We start from the raw sequence: 23,560 nt of genomic DNA on the forward strand, positions 1-23,560 counted from the left end.
AATCCGATGGTGAGACCTTGCAATAGAAGCTGGTGTAGCCCAAAAGTACGTCACGACTGCAAGTGTAGCGCAGGGAACGAATGGCGTCAAAAGGACAAGCTCGTTTGGCATTCTCAAGCACTCACTAGTTTGTTCAAAGTTGTCAGGGCACAGCGGCAGTCGAGCTTAATAGCCAAACGTAAGGCATCACCCAGTGAGACTTAGCGCGAACAAAAAAGCGATGTTTGGCGATTGAGATCGCAAACATCGCCGTATAGGCATCGGAGGACCGATTGATTAATGGGGACTGGTATCAGTAGCAGAATTTGATCCGGGATCAGTCGGAGATGGTGACTGACTGCTAGACGAACCGGCTGGCGGCTGGTTACTTTGATCGCTACCAGGCTTTTCGGAATCGTCGCCAGTCTGCGTACCCTGACCGCCAGTTTGAGCCGGATTGCTACCTGACGCGCCGCTTTGGCTATGCTGACTTTCGACACTAGGCGCGGCAGAAGATGATGGTTCAGTGGAAACAGTTGAGGAAACAGAATGACTAGTTTGGGAGTTTGTTGATGACGGTACCGAGCTGATGACTGAACTTGAAGAAACGCTTGAAGCAGTCTGCGAGGTTTTAAAATTCGCTAGACTGACAAGCTTTTTCTTAGAACGTTGTAGGGGCAAACTAGTCGTTAAATAGTGATAATTATGAGGCGTTTTACCCTTCAACGAGATGGTATTGTTGAGCTCTTTCTTCAAGGCAGTTGTGTAGCTCAGCACGGTGCCAGATGCGTCCTTGGCTGAATATTCATCAACAGTTGATGCCTGCTTGTGCTTGTATGTCGTGGTCGTCGTGTAAGTGTAGACATTGGCGTGATCGGATACAAGCGTCAACTTACCTTTTTTCTGTTTAATACTACCGGTATCATTAATGACTTGTGGCTGACTATGCGCGTCAATAATGAGCAGGCGGGTATAAGTCTTGGCAGTCGTTAATTTCACATAAACAGTAAGATCGTGATGAACACCGTTTTCGTCCGTGACATCGCCAGTAGCGGTATAAGTCCCGCTTTTAAAAGACTGGGTGACTGCCGAGGTGGATGATGCGCTACTGCTTGAAGAGGAAGCGACAGGTCCTTGAACCTTAGCTCCCCGAAGCACTAGCCAGATGAAGACACCGATAAACAGAATAATCGCGCCGATTCCGGCTAGTGTGAGGTAAAGCGTTCTGCGATTCCGGCGAATACGTTCACGTCGCATGGATTGCCTCCTGAGATAAAATGAATTTTGTTCAAAACTGGGATAGATAAGGATGAACCAGAAGTATCACAAATGAGCTGCCGGTATACTACGATCACATAAACCTTTGTACGTGATCGCAGTCGATAGCGGCGGCCCACTAAAATACTAATGACAGGATCATGTCTAATATGACTTTTGCACAATGATGTTGCCATTAGCAAGTATCAAAGTTTCAATCGGCATATCAAAAGATTCAACTGGCCAGTCTGGTTGGTTAAACGCCATAACCGGTGGCACCAGCGTCACCGTATGGCCTGGGTAATCGGCTAAAAAACGATCATAATAGCCGCCGCCAAAGCCAATACGGAAATTGTCTGCCAGCGAAAAACCGATCCCGGGAACAATCAAAAGATCAGGGGCCGGCTCGACTTGATCGGCATGATAAGGCGGCTCGGGAATACCGAAACGACTGGTTACCAACTGATCAAAACCGGGGTCTGGCAGGAAAACCATTTGACGTTTAGGCATAACGCGCGGCAGGAACACAGCTTTGTTGGCAGCATGAGCAGCTGCAATGATAGGGGCAGTGGGAACTTCAAAAGGTCCGCTAACCGTGACCCCGATGCTGTCAGCTTGCTGCCACAGCGGAGTTTTCACTAATGCTGCCAATAGATTTTCCCCAGCCATCTGGGTTTCTTTGGCCGCTGTTTGTAGGCGCTTGAGCTGACGGGAGCGAAATTCGGCTTTCGTAGACATGACAACCTCACTTATTTTTTAGGAATTCGCTTAAGACAACCGCTTGATTATGGGTTTCATCTTTAGCTCCGTATAACATGATAACCGGATCCTGTTCGTGTTCCTTTAAAGTTTTAATGAAATTTGGCAAATCCGGATTTTTTGCTAGCTCTGCCAAATAGCGTTCTTTGAATTCAGGATATTTTTCCGGATCATGACCGAACCATTTACGCAATTCCGGAGAGGGCGCAATGGTTTTGGCCCATAAATCCAATGCCGCGTTGACCTTGCTGATGCCACGTGGCCAGATTCTGTCAACAAGAACGCGAAAACCTTGGGCTTGGGGTTTTTGATAAATCCGTTCGAGTGTTACTTTCATATCGATCACCTCATTTCTTATGATACCAGTCTTGGCAAGTCGTGAATGTTCTAGTCGCGATACGGTATACTAATTAAAAGAGGTGTCATCATGATTACGTGTTATCAAATTCAAAAAGACCGCAATGTGCAGGTGGCAACGGATGATCAGGCTAACTGGATTAGGGTCCAATCTCCTTTACCCCAAGAACTGCAAACCTTGGCAACCACTTACGGACTTCCGCAAACCTATGTCGATGCGGCTTTGGATAAACATGAAAATGCACGGGTAGAAGGGCTGGATCCGGCTGATAAGATGCCGGGCCTAATTGTTTTACGGTATCCAATCGAAATAACCAATGAATTAGGATTCCGCCAATTTAACACCGTACCGCTCACGATGATCTTACTGGCCGATCGCGTTATCACGATTATGCAGCATCCATTGCGGGCTTTTGACGACTTGGCCGCGCAGCCATTATCCTCCAAACCGGAAGAATTTGCCTTGGAAGTTTTGTGGTTAGTGTTGCACCAATTCGTGATTGACATGGATCAATTAAATGACGAAACCAAACAGATTGAAGGCAGTCTGGGCAAAGCAGCTAAAAATACTCAGCTTTATCAATTGATGGCGATGCAAAAGAGTCTGGTCTTTTTTGATGCGGCGTTAGAGCACTCGGGAAACCTACTCAAGTCATTACGTGCAGGCGAGCGCTTTTTCACGGCGGCTGGTTACCTTCGTCGGCTACATGACGTGGAAGTCGAGGTGGTTGAGGCTCAAACCATGGTCCGCATTACGAACAAATTATTGGAGCAGTATTCGACTGCTGTGAGTGCGATTGTATCAAATAACCTGAACCTCATCATGAAGGTCTTGACGAGCCTGACAATTATTTTGACCATTCCCACCATCGTTGGCGGAATTTACGGTATGAATGTACGGCTGCCATTTGAGAATGCGTACTGGGCATTTTGGTGGCTGATTGGCGGCACCGCGGTTTTATGCGGTCTTGCCGCATGGTGGTTGTGGCGCAAGGATTACTTTTAAAGTGGCAGATACTTTCAACGCCCGCAAAATTGGCTTGTTTGGCGTCAACTATAGGAAAAAATTCCATATAAAAATCGATTCTAACGTATTTGCTGGAATCGATTTTTTTCTGGGCAGCATTGCCTCACTTATATGATTTTAAAATCGATTCGAACCGTTTCATCGCTGGCGTTAAAACGCGATCTTTGCGATGTACGATCGAGATTGTGAAGGCCGGCTGATGGGCATCATCAATGGCTAAAGTAGCCAGACGGTCATCGGGGTTAATTGCGATTCTGGTTAAGAACCCGATCCCGACATTTTGGCGAACCAATCGCTTGAGTAGGGGCACATCGCCGGTTCGATAAACGATATTCGGCGAGAATGTGTGCCGTTGTTCAAACCAGGCAAACGCGCGGGTATGGACAAAGCCCTCACTTAAAGTAATGAATTGGCGTTTAGCAAGCGTGGCGAAACGAACGCTTTTGTTGGCTGCCAAAGGATCGTCTTTGCGGGTGATGATCACAAACGGTGCCGCATTGATTTGTACGACATGTAAGTCAGACTCGACTAATGGACCACTGGCACCCAGCACGGCGAAGTCCAACTTGCCAGCTTTGATTTGATCAAGCAAAGCGGCCGATCCAGCTTCGATGGTTTCCAGCTGTGGCATTAAACCGGTATTAATCAAATCGGGCGCAATCTTAGGAAACAGATAACCACCGATGATTGGAGGAAGACCAAAGCGGATTTTGGTTTTTTTATCCCATGCAATGTCTTGTTGGGCAAGTGTCAACTGATTCAGAATAATCGCCGCATGGGCCGCTAGCTGTTCGCCAGCCGGGGTCACACTGATATCATGATGACGGCGGTCGCGAATAATCAGCTGTGCGTGAAAATAATCCTCCAGACGCTTAATCGCGGTTGTAATAGTGGGTTGACTAACTGCGAATTTTTCAGCAGTTTGTGAGAAATTGCCGGTTTTCGTTAGCGAAAGAAAATAGTCAAAATCCCGAGTATTCACGTTTAGCCTCCTAAAAAAAGTGAGCGCGAGCCAGCGCGGTTAGAAGTCGGAGTGTAAGTGGCCTTAAGCGTGATGGCCGGGTTTTGGCCATTGCGCTTAAGGTCCTTACACGCAGACTTCTGCGCTGGGGAGCGCGTTATGGAGCAGAAAAGCCAGCGCGGTTAGGAGCCGGAGTGTAAGCGGCCTTGGACGTGATGGTCGCTCTTTGACCATTGCGACCAAGGTCCTTACACGCAGATCCCTGCGCCGGGGAGCGCGTTATGGTGTGAGCTGCCACGCCGACAAAAGAAAAATAATGGCGTCATATAAAAATATTTTATCACTTCTGTTAGGTTTGACTATAGTTTTTGCGGCGGCGTATCGTCTCCTCTTGTGATTAAAAGTTGTGTCCGATTTAACTGGCACAAAAAGGAGTGTGGACTTTGAAATATACACCAGAACAGATCCTGAATAACCCATTTTTAAATAAAGGGACTGCTTTTACGCAGGAGGAACGGAACCAATATGGCTTGAATGGTTTGCTGCCACCAGCTGTACAAACACTTGATCAGCAGGTTAAGCAAGCTTATGCCCAGTTGCAGACCAAGCCAACTGATTTGGCCAAGCGTCAATTTTTGATGACCTTGTTCAACGAGAATCATGTTTTATTCTATAAGCTTTTCTCCGAGCATATCAACGAATTCATGCCAATTGTTTACGATCCGACTATTGCCGACACGATTGAAAACTACAGTGCACTTTTTGTTAATCCACAAAATGCCACGTATCTTTCAATCGATGATCCGGACCATATCGAAAGCGCACTGAAGCATAGCGCAGATGGCCGCGATATCCGGTTGCTGGTTGTAAGCGATGCTGAAGGTATTCTTGGTATTGGCGATTGGGGCACGCAGGGTGTTGACATCTCAGTCGGCAAATTGATGGTTTATACGGCTGCTGCCGGCATTGATCCGAGTCAGGTCTTGCCAGTGGTCTTAGATGTCGGCACTAACAATGAAAGTTTGTTGAACGACGACCTTTATTTAGGCAATCGTCACAAGCGCGTATACGGTGAAAAGTATCACAACTTTGTCGATAAATTTGTCGCCGCAGCAGAAAAGCTGTTCCCGAACCTGTATTTGCATTTTGAAGACTTTGGACGCAGTAATGCTGCAGATATTTTGAATCAATATAAAGACAAGATCACTACCTTCAATGATGACATTCAAGGTACCGGGATCATCGTTTTGGCCGGGCTATTAGGCGCCATGAATATTTCCAAGCAAAAATTGACCGACCAAGTTTATTTGAGCTTTGGTGCCGGAACTGCCGGTGCTGGTATTGCTTCGCGAGTTTACGAGGCCTTTGTTGAAGAAGGCTTGAGCCCAGAAGAAGCCAAGAAGCATTTCTACTTGGTGGACAAACAAGGCTTACTCTTTGATGACATGACGGATTTGACGCCAGAACAAAAGCCGTTTGCCCGTTCTCGCAGCGAGTTTGCTAATGCAGACGAGCTGACAACGCTTGAAGCTGTCGTTAAGGCAGTTCATCCAACAGTCTTGGTTGGCACGTCAACCGTTCCGGGTACGTTTACGGAGAGTATCGTCAAGGAAATGGCTGCTCACACCGATCGACCGATTATCTTCCCATTGTCCAATCCGACGAAGCTGGCCGAAGCTAAAGCAGATGACTTGATCAAGTGGACGGATGGCCGTGGCTTGATTGCTACCGGGGTTCCGGCTGCTAATGTTGAATATAAGGGTGTCAGTTATGCGATCGGTCAGGCGAATAATGCGCTGGTTTATCCGGGCCTGGGCTTGGGAACCATTGCTTCAACGGCCAAACTGTTGACGGACTCCATGATCTCGGCCGCTGCGCACAGTTTAGGTGGAATTGTTGATCCGGATCAGCCAGGTGCTGCCGTGTTGCCACCGGTTTCGAAGCTCGATCAGTTTAGCCAAACCGTTGCGATTGCTGTTGCTGAAGACGCCATCAAGAATGGGTTAAACCAGCAACCGATCAGCGATGCCAAACAGGCTGTGGCCGACATGACCTGGAAGCCGGAATATCAGCCATTACCGGATTCAATTGAACTAGACTTGGAGGAATAGAACTGTGACTGCATTAAGTACATCCATTCAAAGTGTGCTGACCATCGTTTTGCTCATTGCCGTGGGTTATGTTTTACGGCGGCAAGGGCGGTTCGATGATCAGTTTGGTAAAACCATCTCTGATTTATTGATGAAAATTGCGTTGCCTGCTTCGATCTTTATTTCTGTTTTGCAACGACTGACTTTAAACAAGCTGGTAAGTCTGTCATCCGGCTTAGTTTACGGCTTCGGTGCCGTTATTCTTGGCTATCTGATTGCCTTTTTGCTGGTTTGGCTGCTTAAAGTTCGGCCAGGACGGCGTGGCACTTTCATCAACATGTTCGTCAACGCCAACACCATTTTCATCGGCTTACCGTTGAACCTGGCCTTGTTTGGTGACAAGGCGGTGCCATATTTCCTGATGTATTACGTGGTTAACACAGTTTCAACTTGGACAGTGGGTGCCTTCATCATGGCATGGGATGATCCGACTCAGGAAAAAGCAGAAAAAAGCGGCGCCAGCTTCAACTGGAAGAAGTTATTGCCAGCGCCATTGGTTGGTTTCCTGGTTGCGTTAGTCTTTCTGTTGCTTAAGATTCCGTTTATCCACGTTGGCTGGTTAGGTTTTGCAGTTAACACGCTGGATTATGTTGGTAGTTTAGTAACGCCACTATCATTGATTTATATCGGGATTATTTTAGCTGATGCCGGATTAAAGGCTATCCGGTTTGATCGCGATACGATTGTGGCCTTAATTGGTCGTTTTGTGATTGCGCCAGCTTTGATTACTGGTTTGATCTTGTTGGGCATGCACGCTGGCTTCAATGTGCCGGGACTTGAAGCCCAAACGCTGATCATTCAGGCGGCGGCACCAGGACTTGCGGTCTTGCCGATTCTGGCGACTGAAGCCCATGCCGATGTTGAATATGCCACCAACGTTGTCACAACTTCAACCGTTTTGTTCGTGGTCGTCGTGCCGATTCTCATGATGCTCGTTCAAGGTTTGGCATAAAGTGAATAGTTTGAGGTGCAACAAAAAAAGAGCCAGCTGGCTCTTTTTTTGTTGCTTTTAATGTTGATGGGCTTCGAGATAAGCTAAAGCGCTGGTGTAGTCCGGCTCGTGGGTTTGTTCAGTGATCAACTCGCGATACTTAACGGTGCCGGTGTCGTCGATAATCCAGACACTGCGGGCATCAGTATGATTGTCAGCAACAAACAGTCCCATGGCTTTCCCAAAGTCAGCATTTTGATCGGACAGTAGCTGCATTTTCTTGACGTTCTCTGCGGCGCACCATGTTTGCTGTTCTTGAGGGGTATTGGTCGAAATAGTATAAAAATCGACGTTATCAAACGCATCCATATCTTCGTTGAAGTGCTTGGTTGAAATACTGCAAACTCGCGTGTTGATGTCTGGAACAACGCTGATTAACGTCAAACGTCGGCTAAGATCTTGCGTGGTTAAAGACTGACCTTGCGCATCCTTGACCGTAAAAACGGGTAACTTTTCACCAATTGCTGTTGGGGTACCGTTTGTCATGATAGCGGTGCCGTGACGAGTTATTTCCATCAGAATTCACTCCTTGTATTGTGTGCTGAGCGTAAGCCAGACTTCTGAGCTGGCGAACGCGTTATGTGCGTTTCCCGGCGTGTTGGAAAATTTTGAAACGCCGGAAAAACACAGTAACCGAAAACTACTTTGCTCAATAATAACGCCTGACATCCTTAGTTTAACATGACCACATACTAAAATAAATGTGCACAATCTAATTGCAACATGTCGATCAGCATATAAATTGACGCGAATATAAATATTTATGTAAGGTTAAATTAATGGCAAGTAGCAGTCCGTGGTTATTGCTATCCTAATGAATGGAACTCGCGCAAGAAAGTGGCAAAGGGGGCGGTCAAATGGAGCAGACATTGGTAGTTTATAGTTCCGAGACAGGGTTTACGCAGCGATTTGCCTTATGTATCGCGCAAACGTTACATTGCGAAATGATTGATGTACAGTTTTTGACCGCTTCAGATCTGAAAAATCGGTCATTGGTGATATATGGCGGTCATCTTGTGGGCAATAAAGTGTTGGGATTAAAATCCTTTTATCGCCAATTTAAAGAAGATTTGCCTGAACAATTTATTGTGTTCGGCAGCGGGGTTGTCCGGCGCGAGTCCGTGAATTGTCAACAGATTGCGCAGTATCAGCAGAATCATCAGTGTCAATGCACCCGTTTTTATTATCTGCAAGGGCATCCAAAACTGAATCAAATGAACCTCTTTTGGCGGATTCGGGCTGCGTGGGCATTAAAACGCTACGGAAGCCGATCCTGCCCAGCGGTTCAAGACGCCATTCGTCCGCTGGTTTCGGATGTGACTCAGGTATTGAATCGCTCATTTGCTACTGATATCGTTGAAAACCCACCGTTGTCTTGACTTCGGTGGGTTCTGTGTTTTGTGAGCGTGAGCCAGCGTGCTTAGAAGTCGGAGTGTTGTAAGTGGCTTTGGCCGTGATGGGCGGGTTTTGACATTGCGGCTGGGCTTCTTACACTCCGACTTCTGCGCCGGAGAACGCGTTATGGTTAAAACTGATTATTCACCCTCGGCAATTGAGCCCACCAAAATATGGAAGTATTTATAAATTGATGTTGGCGGCTCAGTCAAAATAATCGTTCGGGCGAAAGCAAAAATATCGGCTAAGTCTTTAAACTTTAAAGCCGCTGCTATTTCAACAACCTGATCTAACAATGCACGTGCCTTTTTGTGCTGTCCTTGGCGTGCGCACAATTCGGCACGATGGAACTGTGCCCATAAAGCAAACTCAGCGCTTGGCTTTTTGTCGAGCGCTGTTTCTAATTGGCTCAGATACCTAGCGGCAGCCTGATTATCTTGCCGGGTTAATTCCAACATCACCTGATTTTCCAATAAGTTAAGGATAAGTAACGGCGCACTGCGAAAATGGCGATAGTGGTGACTACGCTTGATGGCAATTGTCAGTAAGCGATGTTGTGTTTCAGCCGGCATCGCAATGCTGAAGATGATGAAAAGATATAAATCGAGTTCCCCCCAATTGTCTAGTTGCTGGAGATATTGTTCCGCGACATGGGTAAGATCGGGTCGCACTGGCAACTTATGCGCCTCATCAATGACCAATGACTGAAAAAAGACAGGCAAAAGCATGCGCGCGTTGACAGCCAGTTTATTTTTGAGCGTGGGTGTTTGTTGAAAGCGGGTTTGCGCTTGCCGGACGTTTTCCTTCATTTTACGCAGAGTTTCGGGAAAATCCTGGGGGTTGGCTGACATTGTGAGGGACGAACCAAAATAAGTCTCAAGCATCCGATCAAGATTACTGTAGTCCATGTCAAAATCATCAGCGGCAATATATAAGAATTCTTCCGGTGTTGTTTCTAAGCGTTCCAGCAGGTGCAATAGTTTCGTGACCGTTATGTCGTTTTGTCCGCGCTCGACCTTGGACAGATAAGAACTACTGATGGTGGCATCGGCTACTTGCGCGAGCGTCAAGCCTTTATTTTTTCGAATTTGTCTAAGAAGCGTACCGATATTCATGGACTTCGCCTTTCATATATGACATTTTTCGTTTCCATCAGCATAAACCTGACTATATTAAACAACAAGGCATCTGATCAGATGAAGCTAAACAAGATGATGGGAGCGAGGACGATGTTGACATGGCGTTATGGGCGTAAATGGCAGTTGCTAGTCTATGCGATTGCGGCTTTGTTTTACAGTATGATGAATGTAGGGGTTGCCTACTGCTTGACGATACTGATTCAGGCGGCATCCGCGCGATCTATGGCGCGGTTGGTGCAGGCAGTGGTGCCCAGTTTGTTAATTTTCTTAGGTGCCTCCGTAGCAAATTGGCTCGTGATGTTCTTGAAGGCCGTGATCACACGCCGAGTCAATTTGAATATTAAGGCAAGAATGGCAGCTTATTTGATTGATGACGCAGATCTCGTCAGCACCCAATCATCAGCACTGTCGTTTATGACGAATGATTTAAAAATGATCGAAACAAATGGCATTGCAAGCGAATTGGCCATCATTAACCAGCTGTTCATCTTTGGTGGGGCCATGATTGGAGCGTTTGCGTTTGATTGGATGACCGCCTTAGCCTTTTTCCTCGGCAATCTCATTCCGCTAACGGTGTCCCGAGTTGCTAGGAAGGGGTTGCATCGCGCGTCAAAAGATTGGTCAACTGCCAATGGTCACTGGACGTCAGGAATCAAGAACTATTTGGCCGGGCGGGATACCATTCGGATTTATCAGGCGCAGGCGGTTGTTAAAACGCGCATCAACAGGCTGGCACGCGGCCTTGAAGATCAGTTGAAAAAGATGACCGTTTTGACCGGCAGTATGAACACGCTGGGCATGCTATTGGCACTTTGGTTCGGCGTTTTAGCACCTTTTGGCATCGGGATTTACCGCGTGATGATCGGGGCTTCGACTTTAGCGTTATTTATGGGCATTGTGCAACTGTCAAACGATATGCGCAATCCGCTGATTATGGTTATCGAAGCGATGAATCAATGGCAGACGACCAAACCGCTAGTCGCAAAGATCAAGCAAGCACAGCCTAGAGATGCGTCGACAGCTGAAAAGCCAATAACCACTGGACCCATTGTGCTTAAAGATGCATCGGTAACACTTGGCAAACAAAAGATTCTTGATTCGCGCAACCTTACCATTAAGCCTGGCCAAAAAGTATTGATTATGGCGCCTTCCGGGTACGGTAAATCCACCTTGCTGCGACTGCTGATCGGCGAGTTACCGCTAGCCAGCGGACAATATTATCTTGGTAATGTCCAAATAACGGCGGCGACTCGTACGCAATTAAGTCATTTGTTTGGCTTGATTAAACAGACACCATTTATGTTTGACGATACGATTCGGTTTAATTTAACGTTAGGCGGTCATTTTTCCCAGACAGCTTTAGACAAGGCGGTGGCTGATGCTGGTCTGACGGCGCTTATTGCACAAAAAGGATGGGATTATCAAGTTGGCGAAGAGGGCCATCATTTGTCAGGCGGCCAAATTCAACGGCTTGAAATTGCCCGGGCTCTTTTGCGGCAGCGCCCGATTTTGTTAGCCGACGAGGTCACTTCTGCGTTGGATGAAAAACTAAGTGATCAACTCCATACCCGCCTATTGCAAAGTCCTGCAACGTTAATCGAAGTGGCGCATCATATAAGTCAGTCATGGCAGCAGCGATACGATCAGGTCATTCAACTTGATGCAGATGCAAAAGCCGGTTGAAGCAGGTGATGCTGCGTGACACGGGTGCAATGGAGAATACAGGTCAAACAAAAACCGCATGATAAAAATGCGGTTTTTGTCGTTCTTATACCTGCTCAATTTCTTTACTTAATGCCTCAATCTCATCAACTGTCGTCCCCAAGAAACTGATTGCATGCTTCAAAGCGGCGTCGGTGGTGACATCAACGCCGGCGACTCGAGCTGCTTCGACTGGATCAAGTGAGTCGCCTAGGCTGAGATAACGCAACCACCGATCAACGGCTGGTTGGCCTTGTTGTTCGATGGCTTGGAATGCTTGGGTAGCAACCGTCAAGCCAGCTGAGTAGGAGTACGAATAAAGTCCCATGTAGTAATGACTTTGCCGCATCCAAGTCAGCTCAGCACCTGGCTCAAGTTCTACTGCCGATCCCCAAAAATCGGTCAGGACTTTACGCGTAATGGCGTCCAACCGAGCAGCATCAAAAGTTTCGCCGTTATCGATCAAGTTATAGACTTCCCGTTGAAACGCGGCTTCGAGCAGATGGGTGACAAAGTTGTGGAAATAGGTATCATTTAATAACCGTGACAAGGCAAAGCGCTTCATTCGCGGATCTTTAGCGTTTTCTTCGAGATAGTGAGTCAGCAACAGTTCGTTGAAGGTGGAAGGACTTTCGACCAAATAGGCATTAAAGTCCGCATCCAACACATTATGGGCTTCCTGTGAGCGGACCATCTGAGCGGTATGGCCTAACTCGTGAATCAAGGTGTAAACGGCAGGCAGCGTATTACTCCAAGTCATTTCGACATAAGGATGCACACCATACGGTCCAGCAGTGTAAGCTCCGGAATCCTTGCCTTGATTAGCAGGGAAATCGATCCACCGCTCTGAGAAAGCCTGCATCATCTGTGCCTGGTAATCTTGACCCATGAGTGCGGTGGCATTTTTAATATCTTCTTTGGCTTGTTCTAGTGTGATGGTTGGCGCATAATTCGGATCAATGTCGATTTGCAAATCGGTATAACCAATATGATCAAGCCCCCAAAGCGATTTCACATGTGTCACATAACGACGCATGATCGGAGCTAAATCGCGCATGATAACATCAATCTGACGGTTAAACATCTCGCGGGTGATTTCTTGATCGGCGAGTAGATAGTCAATCACCGAATCATAACCGCGCATGGTAGCCGTAATCTTTTCACGCGTGACTTGGGCTAAGTAACCTGCCGCCATCGTGTTTTCATAACGACGCAAGGTCTGGTTGAATTGAGCGTAAGCGGCGCGCCGAATTTCGGTATCGGGATGTTTTTGATAATTTTCTTCATACATGACAAACGATAACGGGTAAGTTTTACCGTGCGCCGTAAACGTACCAAAGTCCATATCGCCAAAGATGCTTTGGTCGCGAATATCACTTGGAGCCTGAAAAACCGGTGTCAATTCGGCTAGCACCTTCTCGGCAGCTGGTGGTAAGGCACCTTGTTTGGCAACTTTGATTTGGCGAATAAAACCGGCATAATCAGGAGCGGTCTCGACAACTGCATCAAGCACGTTTTCGGAAAGTTGCGTGAGTTCGGCTCGAAAGAAACTTAGCTGACCGCTGATTTCGCCATCGAGGCCCGTTACCTGAGCCTGCCGCGTACGCAATGCAGGATCAGTTGTATCGGTGGAGTATGGCATAAAGCCCCAATGAATGATGCGACTGGCAAGAGCTACAATGGTTCCATAGTCAGCTAATGCATCCGCAATGACAGCTGGTTGCGTCAATTTGCCTTGATACATCCTGACAAAATCCTTGGTCAAGGCCCGCACCTGCTTTACTGCTTCAGTGTACGCAAAATCATCGTTGAAAATCGGAGTAAGATCCCAAGTCAACTGCTGATCGACTGCTTGCCGTTTTGGTAGTGTTGTCTCGCTCATGTAAAAAGCCTCCTTAAAAAAGTGAGCGCGAGCCAACGCAGGCTTCTGCGTTGGGGAAGCGCGTTATGTGCGAATCGCCGCGTTTAACACCAGGAAACGCACTATAGTGGCTAAAGTATAGCATTGATCACGACTAAAACGCATGCGCACGCTAGCAAGTTCAGAATTTTTCCAAAAAGGTATTGGTACATCTATGCTTACTGCCGGTAATAGCAGTTCATTTTGCGGGAAAAATAAACTTAACTAAAGCTAAACTGCCTTTTTTCATCAGCTACCACTCGTGTATACTGAATATGAACGAATTTACTGAAAATATTCAAGGAATCGAGGCACATGCATGGCAGAAGAACAAACTTTAGTCTTGGTTAAGCCCGATGGTGTCGCCCAAGGACATATCGGCGAGGTCATTACCCGCATAGAACGACGCGGATTCACCATTGAGGCACTAAAAGTCACACAGGCAACCTCCGCCCAATTACATCAGCATTATGCAGCACTTGTTGACAAGCCGTTCTTTCCCAAAATTGAACGCTTCATGACCAGTGGCCCGCTGGTGGCGATGATTGTCAGCGGGTTTAATGTGATCGAAGCCGTTCGAACGATGACAGGCGCTACGAATCCCGGAGATGCTGCGCCAGGCACGATTCGCGGGGACTTTGGTCGGGAATGGGCCGATCAGACGATTCGCAACGTTATTCACAGCTCAGATAGCGAAGCCAGTGCGCAACGTGAGATTCCAATTTGGTTTGCAGACAAGCAATATGCCCCTAAAGCCAATCAATAGCCGCTTTGGCCTAGTTCATTTTAATAGCATCATCTGAAACTGTATTTGAAGAAAGCATCCAAAAAGGCAGTTGCGATACGATCTGTGATCATACCGCAACTGCCTTTTGGTGTCATCGGATTAATGTAGCAGGTGCTTTTAAGCCGTTAGTAGTAGGTGCGGCGATTGCCGAAGTTTAATTTGGCAATGATGGTGTTGGGTTCCGTCATATCCGGTGATTGCAGCCACAAGCCGCGGGACGCGAGCTCTTTAAACAGATAATTTATCGTGGCAATTTCTTCAGCTGCAGGGTCGTCAATTTTAGCACCGGCTTGATGCGCCTGTGCAATGGCATCGTCCGCGAATGTATCATTCAAAGTGGCATACAGTTTGCCTAGTTCATCGTCCAGATAAGCTTCTAGTGCAGTAAAAAAAGCGCCATGATCGGCTTTACGATCAAAATACCGCGCTACTAGCTGGTTGTTGTCAATCCCCATCTATAACACATCCTTTTTAAATGATTTTACCATGCGTCAGTGATCAAAAGAAATCATCGTTTTTTAAAGCTGGGTGCAGCTTACCGCCAGTTGATTTTAGAAAGCACCCGTCGACCGAGGAATTCTTGAATCAAGAGGTAAAACGGTACGGTTGAGGCCATGAGCGGCAGATAGAGTAAGGCTAACTGCCAATGCCATAAGTTGGCGAGTGAAAAAATACCGTTGAAAACAAAGAAGACAAGAAATAGCGCGACACTGAGACTCGCAAGCAAGCCGGTTTTAAGCCGGTTAAACGGTCGCGCAACGACTAGCAGGACATTCAAGGAAATAGTCCCGATCAACATGGCTACCATGGTCGAAGTGGTATCGAAACTGAGATGGAAGAATGATTCCATCCAGGTTAACAGGAGCGTATAAACAACGACGCTAATAGCCGCTGGTGCCGCGACTGTCATGACCTTTTGCATGAACTGACCGGTGACGCGTTCGAAGTTAGGCTCTAGGGTCAAGAAGAAAGAGGGAATGGCCACCCCAATAGCTGAAACCGGGGTGAGATTGATGGGGACAATCGGATAATCGAGCGGCAAAAAGACAAAGATAGTCGCTAAAATGACGGAATACATGGTCTTGACCAGATACATCGAGGCCACACGTTCGATGTTGTTGATGACCCGCCGCCCTTCGTTTAGTACCCCGGTCATGGCATCAAAATTAGAATCCAACAAAACGAAATCGGCAATCGAACTGGCGGCATCGGCACCGGAAGCCATCGCAATGCTGCAGTCACTTTGGCGCAACGCCAAGACATCGTTAACACCATCGCCGGTCATCGCAACCGTATGCCCCAAAGCCTGATAAGCCATGATGAGCTGCTTTTTTTGATCCGGGGTCACCCGGCCGAAGACATTGTATTGGTTAACCAGCGTTTGAAAATCAGCGGCGGTGGCATCAGCAGAAATGGTGCTCATGTCCACACTGCGATCAGCACCTTCGAGATGGGCTTGCTTGGCGATGTTAGCGACTGTGGTCGGATCATCACCCGAAATGACTTTTAAAGCCACGCCTTGGGTCTTGAAGAAATCAAACGTGTTGATGGCAGTCGGGCGTAATTCATCCGTGATGAGAATCAAGCCGATTAACTGCGGATTAACCAAAGGCTGGGTAAGTTGGGTGGCCGTTCCCACCGCAAGCACCCGGTAGCCATTTGCCGCAGCTTTTTGAATCTTAGCCGTTATGGCAGCTGGCAGTTGATCACCAAATGTAAACTGGGGCGCCCCCATAAACAAGGCTTGTCCATCCACAACGGCCCCGGACCATTTGCGAGCTGAAGAAAATGGAACGGTCTGGGTGACTTGTTGATTGGCATCGGCATCGGCTGCAGCTTTGATTGCCAAAGCCGTTTCATTGTCATCGTTGAGTGCATAGACGATCGCAGCGGCGGCGCGGGTGACATCTTTAGCGGTTCGTCCGTCTGCAGGTAATGTGTCGGTGACTTTGAGCTTGCCACTGGTAATCGTCCCGGTTTTATCCAAACATATTGTGTCGACTCTTGCTAAAGCTTCAATGGCCGGTAATGCCCGCACCAAGACGCGCTTGACAGCAAGGTTGCGTGCAGAAACAGCGAGTGCAACGTTTGTTAACAAAACCAGTCCTTCAGGGATCATCCCGATCATGGCTGCACTGGTGGTTAAAATCGCGCGATTATAATGACCCCGTCGAATCATGGAAACCGTGAAAAGAATGACGCCGATTGGAATCAAAACATAGGTTAAAACCCGAATGATACGATTGATAGTGGCTAATAGCTGACTTTGACTGGCCTTTTCTGCCTTAGCTTCTAGCGCTAGTTTAGCGGCAAAGGTAGCGTCACCGACAGCGGTTACTTGCATGGTAGCCTGTCCCGATACAACAAATGCACCGGAGAGCAAAGTGTCACCAACTTTTTTGGCAATGGGGCGGGATTCACCGGTTAGTGGACTTTCATCGCTTTCAAGGCCGTTGGTAGCTACCACGGTGCCGTCCACCGGAATTTGGTCCCCGCGTTTGAGGATGACCATATCGTCCATAACCAGTTGCTCAAGCTCGACTTTTTCCACCTGACCGTTACGGATGACTGTCGCACGGGTGGCAGCAAGAATCGACATTTTGTCAATTTGGCGCTTGGCTTGAATCTCCTGAATCGTACCAATGGCAGTATTGATAATGGCAACACCGAGAAACAGTAAATTCTTATAGCTACCAGTCGTAATAATGAGCGCACCCAACACGACATTGACCAAGTTGAATAAAGTGAAGGTATTGACTTTGATGATCTGGCTAATTGATCGTGTCAGTGGCTTTAGTGGCAGGTTGTGTTGGCCTGCATCGATTCGTTGCTGAACTTGTTCTTCCGATAACCCTTGATCAGGTGAAATCTTTTGCTCTGCCATCGCATGCCCTCCAGTACTTTTCATCCATTTTACCAATCCAGACAACAAGATGCCGAATATCACACTTGTTTTTACAAAACTTTGAAGTTGCTGGCATGGTTGGGTTATGGTTAGGGAGTCATGAAACCGTCATAATGAGATGAAAGTTATAGAAAGAAGTGCTCTCATGGTAAAACGAAACCCAAATGGAACCCGATTTATCACATTACCTAATGGCTACCACTTGTGGACCCAGACATTAGGCAGTGGCCCGATTCAATTACTGACGTTGCACGGCGGACCAGGCGGCACGAATGAAGTGTTTGAAAATTTTGCTGCTGAACTGGCATCTTTTGGTGTCCGTGTCTCGCGGTACGACCAACTGGGTTCATTTTTCTCTGATCAACCGGACTTTTCCGATCCGGCTAATCAAAAGCGTTTTCTCAATATTGCCTATTATGTTGACGAAGTGGAAAATGTTCGGCAACAGCTGGGCCTTGATCATTTTTACCTATTAGGTCAGTCCTGGGGCGGTGTGTTGGCGATTGAATATGGCTTGAAATATCCGCAGCATCTTAAGGGACTTATTTTGAGCTCGATGATTGATAACTTGGATGAGTATTTAGTTAACATTAACAAGATTCGGGAGACCATGTTTTCTAGTGATGACGTGGCATACATGCAACGGATTGAAGCCCAGCACGCGTTTGCGGATGCTAAATACCAGCAGTTGGTGCGTGAGTTAGGGGAGCAATATCTTCATCATGCCAAAGATCCCCAGCCGCGCCATTTAATTAGCACGTTGGCGACCCCCGTGTATCATCATTTTCAAGGTGATAATGAATTTGTGATGGTAGGCGCACTTAAGGACTGGGATCGACGGGCTGATATACATCGTCTGACAATGCCGACTTATCTGACATTCGGTGGACATGAAACCATGCCGTTATCAGCTGCCAAGCGAATGGCTCAGACAATACCAAATGCCACTTTGCATGTCACACCTAATGCCGGTCATGGTCAGATGTTGGACAACCCGACAGATTATTTCAGTCATTTGGGTCAGTGGCTTGTGAAAACGGATGCTGGATCACCTTTATTAGATAATTAACGTTATAATATAAATGGTAAGTATATGTCTCTCATGTCATGGAGGTGCTTTCATGTCTGATTTTGATGAATTAAAAGAAGGGCTACTTGAACCGGTTCATGCCTTTGATCACGCACTGGAGCAACAACCCGATTTGATTATTCCGTTAGCAGTGATTCATTTGATTCCCATTGCACTGACTTTAGGCGGCGGCATTGCGATCATTCGCGGTCACCAGAAATTACGCGCGGAAAAAGAACGAACCAAGCAATTGAGCCTGAAGCTGGAAATGCACAAACGTCATCATGGCCGGCATCCATGGCGACTGGCACCAGAACATCGTGGCGCACATGAAGTGTTTGCACCGGAATATGCAGAAGTACCGGTTAATAAAAAACATCATTTGCATCACAAGCATTAATTTGTATTAGGTGATTTGCTTTGAAACGACTCCCGCCAATAAACCCGCGGGAGTCGTTTTTCGGTTGGGGGGTTCTTGCATACTCTCGAAACGCGTTCCCCGGCGCAGGAGTCTGCGTGTAAGGACCTTGGACGCAATGGTCAAAGCCCGCCCGGCCATTACGCTCAAGGCCACTTACACTCCGGTTTCTAAGCGGGCTGGCTCACGCTCTGCTGAAACGCGTTCGCCGGCGCAGGAGTCTGCGTGTAAGGACCTTGGATGCAATGGTCAAAGCCCGACCATCACGTCCAAGGCCGCTTACACTCCGACTCCTGAACGCGCCGGCTCACGCTCTGCTGAAACGCGTTCGCCGGCGCAGGAGTCTGCGTGTAAGGACCTTGGACGCAATGGTCAAAGCCCGACCATCACGTCCAAGGCCACTTACACTCCGACTCCTGAACGCGCCGGCTCACGCTCTTTTTACTTTCAGATTGAATCTCGCGTACAGTTGGGGGAAAATGAAGGACACAATTATGTTTTGGAGATGATGTTTGTGTCAACCATATTTATGCGGGTTGCGATGCCTGCTGATATTCCTGCAATGATGAAAGTTATCGCGTCTGCGCGGCAGTTTTTGGGCGCGCAGGGAATTGACCAGTGGCAGGGGACTTATCCGGATCAGGCCGCGATTGAGCAGGACATTGCTACCGGTATCGGCCGGGTTTTGATTGTGGATGGCCGGGTTGCCGGAGTGGCGGCTTTAGTTGTCGGTCCGGATCCGCATTATCTCAGAATTGATGGGGCAGGCTGGTTGGCAGATGTCCCGTATCTAGCAGTTCACCGATTCGCACTTGACGGTAGTATTCGCGGTAAACAGTTGAGTCGGGTATTTTTTAGCAACATTATGAGTGAAGCTTATCGGCGCGGTTTTGACGATTTGCGAGTGGATACCCACGCAAAAAATGTGATCATGCAGCATGCGATTACAGGTATGGGCTTTGATTTTCGTGGCATCGTTTATATGGACGAACCGGTTCCTGAACGCAATGCCTATGAAGTTCGGTTAACATCGGTTTAATAGACGTAAACATGGAGGGTAAAGATGCAGGACATTGGTAACTTAGCACTTATTTTAGTAACAACATTGGTATTGGCACACGTGAGTCGGTTGCTGAAAATGCCCGCAGTTATTGGCGAATTATTAGCAGGAATTTTAATTGGGCCGGCACTTCTGGGATGGATTTCGTCTACGCATACGATTTCACTATTTGCAGAAATCGGTGTCATTATTCTGATGTTTTTAGCCGGGTTGGAAAGTGATCTGGAGTTATTGAAGAAATACTTTAAACCCGGTATGTTAGTCGCGGTTATCGGCGTTATTGTGCCAGTTGTCGTTGTCTTTGGCTTTGCCCATCTTTGGGGATTTAACTTGACCAGCAGTCTCTTTCTTGGCATTACATTTGCGGCTACTTCGGTTTCCATCTCGGTTGAGGTTTTAAAAGAATTGCATGCCTTGGAAGGTCGCAATGGGGCAACGATCTTAGGGGCTGCAGTCGTAGACGATATCTTGACGGTCTTAATTCTAAGTTTTACGGTCGCAGTATTAGGGGAACAAAAAACAACCAGTGTTCCGTTTTGGCTGCAAATTATCGAGCAACTGTTGTACTTCGTTGGAATTTATTTTGTGGTCAGATGGGCAGCGCCGTATTTAATGCGGTTGTCTGAAAAATTATTCCCGGCTTCTGCGGTTACCATTATGTCGTTATTGATTTGCCTTGGAATGGCATATGTGGCCGATCTTGTGGGCATGTCTGCAGTCATCGGTGCTTTTTTTGCCGGAGTTGCGGTTGGACAAACTCATTATCGGCATGAGGTTGATGGCAATTTGAGTGCAATCGGGTATGCCGTTTTTATTCCGGTATTTTTCGTCAGCGTTGGCTTGAATATGCGTTTTGATACCTTTGGCCGTGATTTGGGCTTCATTGCCATTTTGACGGTTTTGGCATTGGTGACCAAGTGGGTAGGCTGTGGCCTTGGCGATCGTTTAGCAGGCGCTAGTTGGTTACAAAGCAATGTTGTGGGAGCTGGCATGGTTTCGCGCGGTGAAATGGCGCTCATTGTGGCTCAAATTGGGTTTGAGGCCAAGCTTATGGACGCAGAATACTATTCCGCCGTCATTGTGGTTATTGTCATCACAACGTTAATTGCCCCGGTTATTTTAAAAGACGCACTACACCGTGAACAGGAACTTGTATAATAGAGAGCGTGAACAGGAGCGCATAGAAATCGGAGTGTAAGTGGCCCTGGACCGAAATGGCCGGGCTTTGGCCATTTTGATCCAGGGTCCTTACACGGAGATTTCTGCGACTGTGAGCGCGTTTAAGGATAGAGCGTGAACAGGAGCGCATCGAAATCATTGTCTAAGCGCCCATACCTGTTGTCGGCGTTACTAATAGACGACACTTAATGGCTTTTTTACAGCCTTTCATTCATGTCAAATAAGGAGGATCTCAATGGCAACATTATTTTTTGATTTTGATGGCACGGTAGCAGATTCAGAAGCAGGAATCGTTGCAGCATTAAAGTACATGGTTCAGGATCGCGGATTGCGTCCGTTGGATAATTCAGCCTATGTTCAATTTATTGGCCCGGCGTTGGTGCAAAAGCTTCCTGAAGTCTGGCCGGAATTGGATGATATTGAAGTTAAGCGGGCAATTGATGCCTTTCATCACTATTATCAAGAGGAAGGCTTATATCAAGCCAAACTTTATCCTGGCTTTCTAGATACGATGACGGCATTGAAGGAACAGGGACACCATCTTTATATTGCTTCGGCTAAACCCGAGATGATGCTGCATCGCCTTGTTAAACACTTTGCCTTGGATCGTTACTTTAACGCTGCTTATGGGGCAAGTGACGATGAGCAGACGCGCGTCACGAAGACGGATGTTTTGGCCTACGCCTTAAAAGAAACCAATGAAGATCCTGCTAAAAGTGTCATGGTCGGGGATCGCGCGAATGACATGATTGGCGGCTTGGACAATCATGTTCAGTTACTCGGTGTGACTTATGGCTTTGGATCAGCCAAAGAGCTAGAAGATGCGGGAGCTAAGGTGCTTGTCGATAAACCGGAAGCAATTCCTGCAGGTTTGGCAAAATTGGCTAAATAATAAGCGTTAGATAAGTTTGAAGCTATTAAATCCCTGATGGCATCACGATGGGGATACAAAAGGCGAATGCATTTTCCATATGTGCGGAGAATGCATTCGCCTTTATTCAGTCATTAGCGATTCTTTTTAGCGGCTTGCTGTGGCCGAATGACCTTGGAACCAATTTCATTCAATAACTTCACGAACTGTTTTGCTTTGCGTTCGCCTAGTGCTGCGACCCATTCGTTGAATTGCTCATTGGCATTTTTCGTAATGGCCGCTTCGACCTGTTTGCCAAGCGGGGTTAACTGTAGCATATTGCGGCGCCGGTCAGCTTCAAACTTTGACTGGGTGACGTAATTTAAGTTGCGTAAAACCCGCAGTTGACGGGCTACCGCGGGCTTGGTTACGCCACGCTTATTCACAATTGCAGTTAAACTGATTTCCGGATCATTGGCAATGTCCGATAAAATCCGATATTGCTCAAAACTTAAGTGATACGCCGCCATTGGTTCCGAGATCAGTTCATTGATATTCTTGAACGTTGAAAAATAGGCATCCACATATGCCTCTAGTAAGGGTTTATCAGTCATATTTCTTCCTCCGAATATTAGTTTAACAAATCACGGGTCACATGTAACTTGAAATTCTGAAAAGTTGCGGTACACTTTTCAGTTATGTAAAGGTCTTGAACCACTTATGGAGGTTAATAACGTGCGAAAACATAAAAAAGCTTGGCTGATCGGTATTCTGTCGGTCATTGGGGTGATGGTGGCCGGGCTGGTGGGTGCCAGCTTATATTTTTATCAGTATGCCTTTGTTCCATCCAAGAAATCTTTCTTGAGTGGGAAGGAAAGCCGGATTATTACGGATAGTAAAGTATGGCTTAAATCTGTACATAAGGAAACCTGGACTGAACAGGCAGCCGGCGATAAGCTCAAACTAGTCGCGGATTATGTACCCGCAGCCAAACCGACCAATAAAACGATCGTGGTTGCGCATGGTTATATGACCAACAAGGAATACATGGCCCCGCAAATCAAGATGTTTCACGATGCCGGATTTAACGTCTTGGCTCCTGATGATCGCGGCCAAGGCCAGTCGGAAGGAAACTATATCGGTTACGGGTGGCCGGATCGACTGGACTATCTCAAATGGATTAACCAGATTATAAAAAAACAAGGCAAACAGAGTCAGATTGCCTTGTACGGGGTCTCGATGGGCGGTGCAACCGTGATGTACCTTAGTGGCGAGAAGTTGCCGCCGCAAGTCAAAAGTATCGTTGAAGATTGTGGTTATACCAGCATCATTGACGAACTTGCTTATCAAGCCAAGTCAATGTTTAATATCCCGAAGTGGCCGTTGGTACCGGCAGTTGCGCTAACTGCGACGTTCAAAGCCGGCTACAATGTTTTTGATGCCAGTGCCATTGACGCTTTGCACAAAAACACCCGACCGATTTTATTCATTCATGGCAGTAAAGACACCTTTGTCCCGACCAAGATGGTTTATCAAAACTATCGTGCGGCCACAAAATCGAAAAAAGCTTTGTGGGTCGTTAAAGGCGCAGCACATGCCCGTAGTTTTCCGGATCATCAGAAGGCATATACAAAGCGCGTGGTTGGCTGGTTCAACGCTAATTGGTAACCGTTGTA

The 23,560-nt window shown here is 47.2% G+C and carries 22 protein-coding genes; 12 read left to right on the forward strand and 10 right to left on the reverse strand.

Annotated elements, in window-relative coordinates:
• Positions 1–276 precede the first annotated feature (276 nt).
• The 3 genes from EL173_RS03580 to EL173_RS03590 form a co-directional block, all read right to left on the reverse strand.
• Entirely contained in the window at positions 277–1,236 is a 960-nt protein-coding gene (locus EL173_RS03580) for a hypothetical protein (protein ID WP_005691924.1), read from the reverse strand.
• Positions 1,237–1,401: 165 nt separating this feature from the next.
• Entirely contained in the window at positions 1,402–1,974 is a 573-nt protein-coding gene (locus EL173_RS03585; protein WP_005691925.1) for a 5-formyltetrahydrofolate cyclo-ligase, read from the reverse strand.
• Positions 1,975–1,981: 7 nt separating this feature from the next.
• Positions 1,982–2,332 (reverse strand): DUF488 domain-containing protein, encoded by a 351-nt coding sequence (locus EL173_RS03590; RefSeq protein WP_005684061.1) that lies wholly within the window; start codon positions 2,330–2,332, stop codon positions 1,982–1,984.
• A 90-nt stretch (positions 2,333–2,422) separates the two neighbouring features.
• On the opposite strand from EL173_RS03590, the gene EL173_RS03595 reads away from it, so the two are divergent.
• Positions 2,423–3,358: a magnesium transporter CorA family protein gene (locus EL173_RS03595; protein WP_005691926.1), complete on the forward strand. Its 936-nt coding sequence runs from the start codon at positions 2,423–2,425 to the stop codon at positions 3,356–3,358.
• A gap of 124 nt (positions 3,359–3,482) precedes the next feature.
• On the opposite strand, the gene EL173_RS03600 is transcribed toward EL173_RS03595, so the two are convergent.
• Positions 3,483–4,361: a LysR substrate-binding domain-containing protein gene (locus tag EL173_RS03600; protein WP_014571180.1), complete on the reverse strand. Its 879-nt coding sequence runs from the start codon at positions 4,359–4,361 to the stop codon at positions 3,483–3,485.
• Between the two features lie 422 nt (positions 4,362–4,783).
• Between EL173_RS03600 and EL173_RS03610 the strand changes: the two genes are divergently transcribed.
• Both EL173_RS03610 and EL173_RS03615 read left to right on the forward strand, forming a co-directional pair.
• Positions 4,784–6,451: a malolactic enzyme gene (locus EL173_RS03610; protein WP_005714479.1), complete on the forward strand. Its 1,668-nt coding sequence runs from the start codon at positions 4,784–4,786 to the stop codon at positions 6,449–6,451.
• Positions 6,452–6,455: 4 nt separating this feature from the next.
• Entirely contained in the window at positions 6,456–7,442 is a 987-nt protein-coding gene (locus tag EL173_RS03615) for an AEC family transporter (RefSeq protein WP_005684056.1), read from the forward strand.
• A 57-nt stretch (positions 7,443–7,499) separates the two neighbouring features.
• On the opposite strand, the gene EL173_RS03620 is transcribed toward EL173_RS03615, so the two are convergent.
• Positions 7,500–7,997, reverse strand: coding sequence for a thiol peroxidase (locus EL173_RS03620; RefSeq protein WP_005691933.1), 498 nt, complete (start codon positions 7,995–7,997; stop codon positions 7,500–7,502).
• 341 nt (positions 7,998–8,338) lie between these two features.
• Here EL173_RS03620 and EL173_RS03625 point away from each other — a divergent pair, with 341 nt between their 5' ends.
• The gene (locus tag EL173_RS03625; protein WP_005714480.1) at positions 8,339–8,860 is read left to right on the forward strand and encodes a flavodoxin domain-containing protein; all 522 of its coding nucleotides are present in this window, start codon (positions 8,339–8,341) and stop codon (positions 8,858–8,860) included.
• A 156-nt stretch (positions 8,861–9,016) separates the two neighbouring features.
• Here EL173_RS03625 and EL173_RS03635 read toward each other — a convergent pair whose 3' ends face one another.
• A complete protein-coding gene (locus EL173_RS03635; RefSeq protein ID WP_005691937.1) occupies positions 9,017–9,991 on the reverse strand; it encodes a helix-turn-helix domain-containing protein in 975 nt (324 codons plus the stop codon).
• A 114-nt stretch (positions 9,992–10,105) separates the two neighbouring features.
• On the opposite strand from EL173_RS03635, the gene EL173_RS03640 reads away from it, so the two are divergent.
• A complete protein-coding gene (locus EL173_RS03640; protein ID WP_019728361.1) occupies positions 10,106–11,698 on the forward strand; it encodes an ATP-binding cassette domain-containing protein in 1,593 nt (530 codons plus the stop codon).
• A gap of 85 nt (positions 11,699–11,783) precedes the next feature.
• On the opposite strand, the gene pepF is transcribed toward EL173_RS03640, so the two are convergent.
• The gene (gene pepF / locus EL173_RS03645) at positions 11,784–13,598 is read right to left on the reverse strand and encodes an oligoendopeptidase F (RefSeq protein ID WP_015764293.1); all 1,815 of its coding nucleotides are present in this window, start codon (positions 13,596–13,598) and stop codon (positions 11,784–11,786) included.
• A 337-nt stretch (positions 13,599–13,935) separates the two neighbouring features.
• On the opposite strand from pepF, the gene ndk reads away from it, so the two are divergent.
• A complete protein-coding gene (gene ndk, locus EL173_RS03650) occupies positions 13,936–14,382 on the forward strand; it encodes a nucleoside-diphosphate kinase (RefSeq protein WP_005691943.1) in 447 nt (148 codons plus the stop codon).
• A gap of 146 nt (positions 14,383–14,528) precedes the next feature.
• Here ndk and EL173_RS03655 read toward each other — a convergent pair whose 3' ends face one another.
• Both EL173_RS03655 and EL173_RS03660 read right to left on the reverse strand, forming a co-directional pair.
• Positions 14,529–14,858 carry a hypothetical protein gene (locus tag EL173_RS03655; RefSeq protein WP_015764294.1) on the reverse strand — a complete coding sequence of 110 codons (330 nt, stop codon included), beginning with the start codon at positions 14,856–14,858 and terminating at the stop codon, positions 14,529–14,531.
• 80 nt (positions 14,859–14,938) lie between these two features.
• Positions 14,939–17,287 carry a cation-translocating P-type ATPase gene (locus EL173_RS03660; RefSeq protein ID WP_015764295.1) on the reverse strand — a complete coding sequence of 783 codons (2,349 nt, stop codon included), beginning with the start codon at positions 17,285–17,287 and terminating at the stop codon, positions 14,939–14,941.
• 166 nt (positions 17,288–17,453) lie between these two features.
• Between EL173_RS03660 and EL173_RS03665 the strand changes: the two genes are divergently transcribed.
• From EL173_RS03665 to EL173_RS03690, 5 genes are all read left to right on the forward strand, one after another.
• Complete coding sequence (locus EL173_RS03665) at positions 17,454–18,377, forward strand: proline iminopeptidase-family hydrolase (RefSeq protein WP_015764296.1); 924 nt, start codon at positions 17,454–17,456, stop codon at positions 18,375–18,377.
• Between the two features lie 52 nt (positions 18,378–18,429).
• Entirely contained in the window at positions 18,430–18,777 is a 348-nt protein-coding gene (locus EL173_RS03670) for a hypothetical protein (protein ID WP_005685484.1), read from the forward strand.
• A gap of 526 nt (positions 18,778–19,303) precedes the next feature.
• A complete protein-coding gene (locus EL173_RS03680) occupies positions 19,304–19,834 on the forward strand; it encodes a GNAT family N-acetyltransferase (protein ID WP_005715187.1) in 531 nt (176 codons plus the stop codon).
• Between the two features lie 24 nt (positions 19,835–19,858).
• The gene (locus tag EL173_RS03685) at positions 19,859–21,013 is read left to right on the forward strand and encodes a cation:proton antiporter (protein ID WP_015764298.1); all 1,155 of its coding nucleotides are present in this window, start codon (positions 19,859–19,861) and stop codon (positions 21,011–21,013) included.
• Positions 21,014–21,269: 256 nt separating this feature from the next.
• The gene (locus EL173_RS03690; RefSeq protein ID WP_015764300.1) at positions 21,270–21,926 is read left to right on the forward strand and encodes an HAD hydrolase-like protein; all 657 of its coding nucleotides are present in this window, start codon (positions 21,270–21,272) and stop codon (positions 21,924–21,926) included.
• A gap of 113 nt (positions 21,927–22,039) precedes the next feature.
• On the opposite strand, the gene EL173_RS03695 is transcribed toward EL173_RS03690, so the two are convergent.
• Positions 22,040–22,498: a MarR family winged helix-turn-helix transcriptional regulator gene (locus EL173_RS03695; protein WP_005685488.1), complete on the reverse strand. Its 459-nt coding sequence runs from the start codon at positions 22,496–22,498 to the stop codon at positions 22,040–22,042.
• Positions 22,499–22,619: 121 nt separating this feature from the next.
• Here EL173_RS03695 and EL173_RS03700 point away from each other — a divergent pair, with 121 nt between their 5' ends.
• The gene (locus EL173_RS03700) at positions 22,620–23,552 is read left to right on the forward strand and encodes an alpha/beta hydrolase (protein ID WP_019728524.1); all 933 of its coding nucleotides are present in this window, start codon (positions 22,620–22,622) and stop codon (positions 23,550–23,552) included.
• Positions 23,553–23,560: the final 8 nt, after the last annotated feature.

Origin of the sequence: Lacticaseibacillus rhamnosus (assembly GCF_900636965.1) — a bacterium.
GTDB classification, from domain to species: Bacteria; Bacillota; Bacilli; order Lactobacillales; family Lactobacillaceae; genus Lacticaseibacillus; species Lacticaseibacillus rhamnosus.

What these genes read in the sequence shown, in the direction of transcription:
- EL173_RS03580 (WP_005691924.1), bottom strand. Translation starts at nt 1,236, where the DNA reads ATGCGACGTGAACGTATTCGCCGGAATCGCAGAACGCTTTACCTCACA.
- EL173_RS03585 (WP_005691925.1), bottom strand. Translation starts at nt 1,974, where the DNA reads ATGTCTACGAAAGCCGAATTTCGCTCCCGTCAGCTCAAGCGCCTACAA.
- EL173_RS03590 (WP_005684061.1), bottom strand. Translation starts at nt 2,332, where the DNA reads ATGAAAGTAACACTCGAACGGATTTATCAAAAACCCCAAGCCCAAGGT.
- EL173_RS03595 (WP_005691926.1), top strand. Translation starts at nt 2,423, where the DNA reads ATGATTACGTGTTATCAAATTCAAAAAGACCGCAATGTGCAGGTGGCA.
- EL173_RS03620 (WP_005691933.1), bottom strand. Translation starts at nt 7,997, where the DNA reads ATGGAAATAACTCGTCACGGCACCGCTATCATGACAAACGGTACCCCA.
- EL173_RS03625 (WP_005714480.1), top strand. Translation starts at nt 8,339, where the DNA reads ATGGAGCAGACATTGGTAGTTTATAGTTCCGAGACAGGGTTTACGCAG.
- EL173_RS03635 (WP_005691937.1), bottom strand. Translation starts at nt 9,991, where the DNA reads ATGAATATCGGTACGCTTCTTAGACAAATTCGAAAAAATAAAGGCTTG.
- EL173_RS03640 (WP_019728361.1), top strand. Translation starts at nt 10,106, where the DNA reads ATGTTGACATGGCGTTATGGGCGTAAATGGCAGTTGCTAGTCTATGCG.
- pepF (WP_015764293.1), bottom strand. Translation starts at nt 13,598, where the DNA reads ATGAGCGAGACAACACTACCAAAACGGCAAGCAGTCGATCAGCAGTTG.
- ndk (WP_005691943.1), top strand. Translation starts at nt 13,936, where the DNA reads ATGGCAGAAGAACAAACTTTAGTCTTGGTTAAGCCCGATGGTGTCGCC.
- EL173_RS03655 (WP_015764294.1), bottom strand. Translation starts at nt 14,858, where the DNA reads ATGGGGATTGACAACAACCAGCTAGTAGCGCGGTATTTTGATCGTAAA.
- EL173_RS03660 (WP_015764295.1), bottom strand. Translation starts at nt 17,287, where the DNA reads ATGGCAGAGCAAAAGATTTCACCTGATCAAGGGTTATCGGAAGAACAA.
- EL173_RS03665 (WP_015764296.1), top strand. Translation starts at nt 17,454, where the DNA reads ATGGTAAAACGAAACCCAAATGGAACCCGATTTATCACATTACCTAAT.
- EL173_RS03670 (WP_005685484.1), top strand. Translation starts at nt 18,430, where the DNA reads ATGTCTGATTTTGATGAATTAAAAGAAGGGCTACTTGAACCGGTTCAT.
- EL173_RS03680 (WP_005715187.1), top strand. Translation starts at nt 19,304, where the DNA reads ATGTTTGTGTCAACCATATTTATGCGGGTTGCGATGCCTGCTGATATT.
- EL173_RS03685 (WP_015764298.1), top strand. Translation starts at nt 19,859, where the DNA reads ATGCAGGACATTGGTAACTTAGCACTTATTTTAGTAACAACATTGGTA.
- EL173_RS03690 (WP_015764300.1), top strand. Translation starts at nt 21,270, where the DNA reads ATGGCAACATTATTTTTTGATTTTGATGGCACGGTAGCAGATTCAGAA.
- EL173_RS03695 (WP_005685488.1), bottom strand. Translation starts at nt 22,498, where the DNA reads ATGACTGATAAACCCTTACTAGAGGCATATGTGGATGCCTATTTTTCA.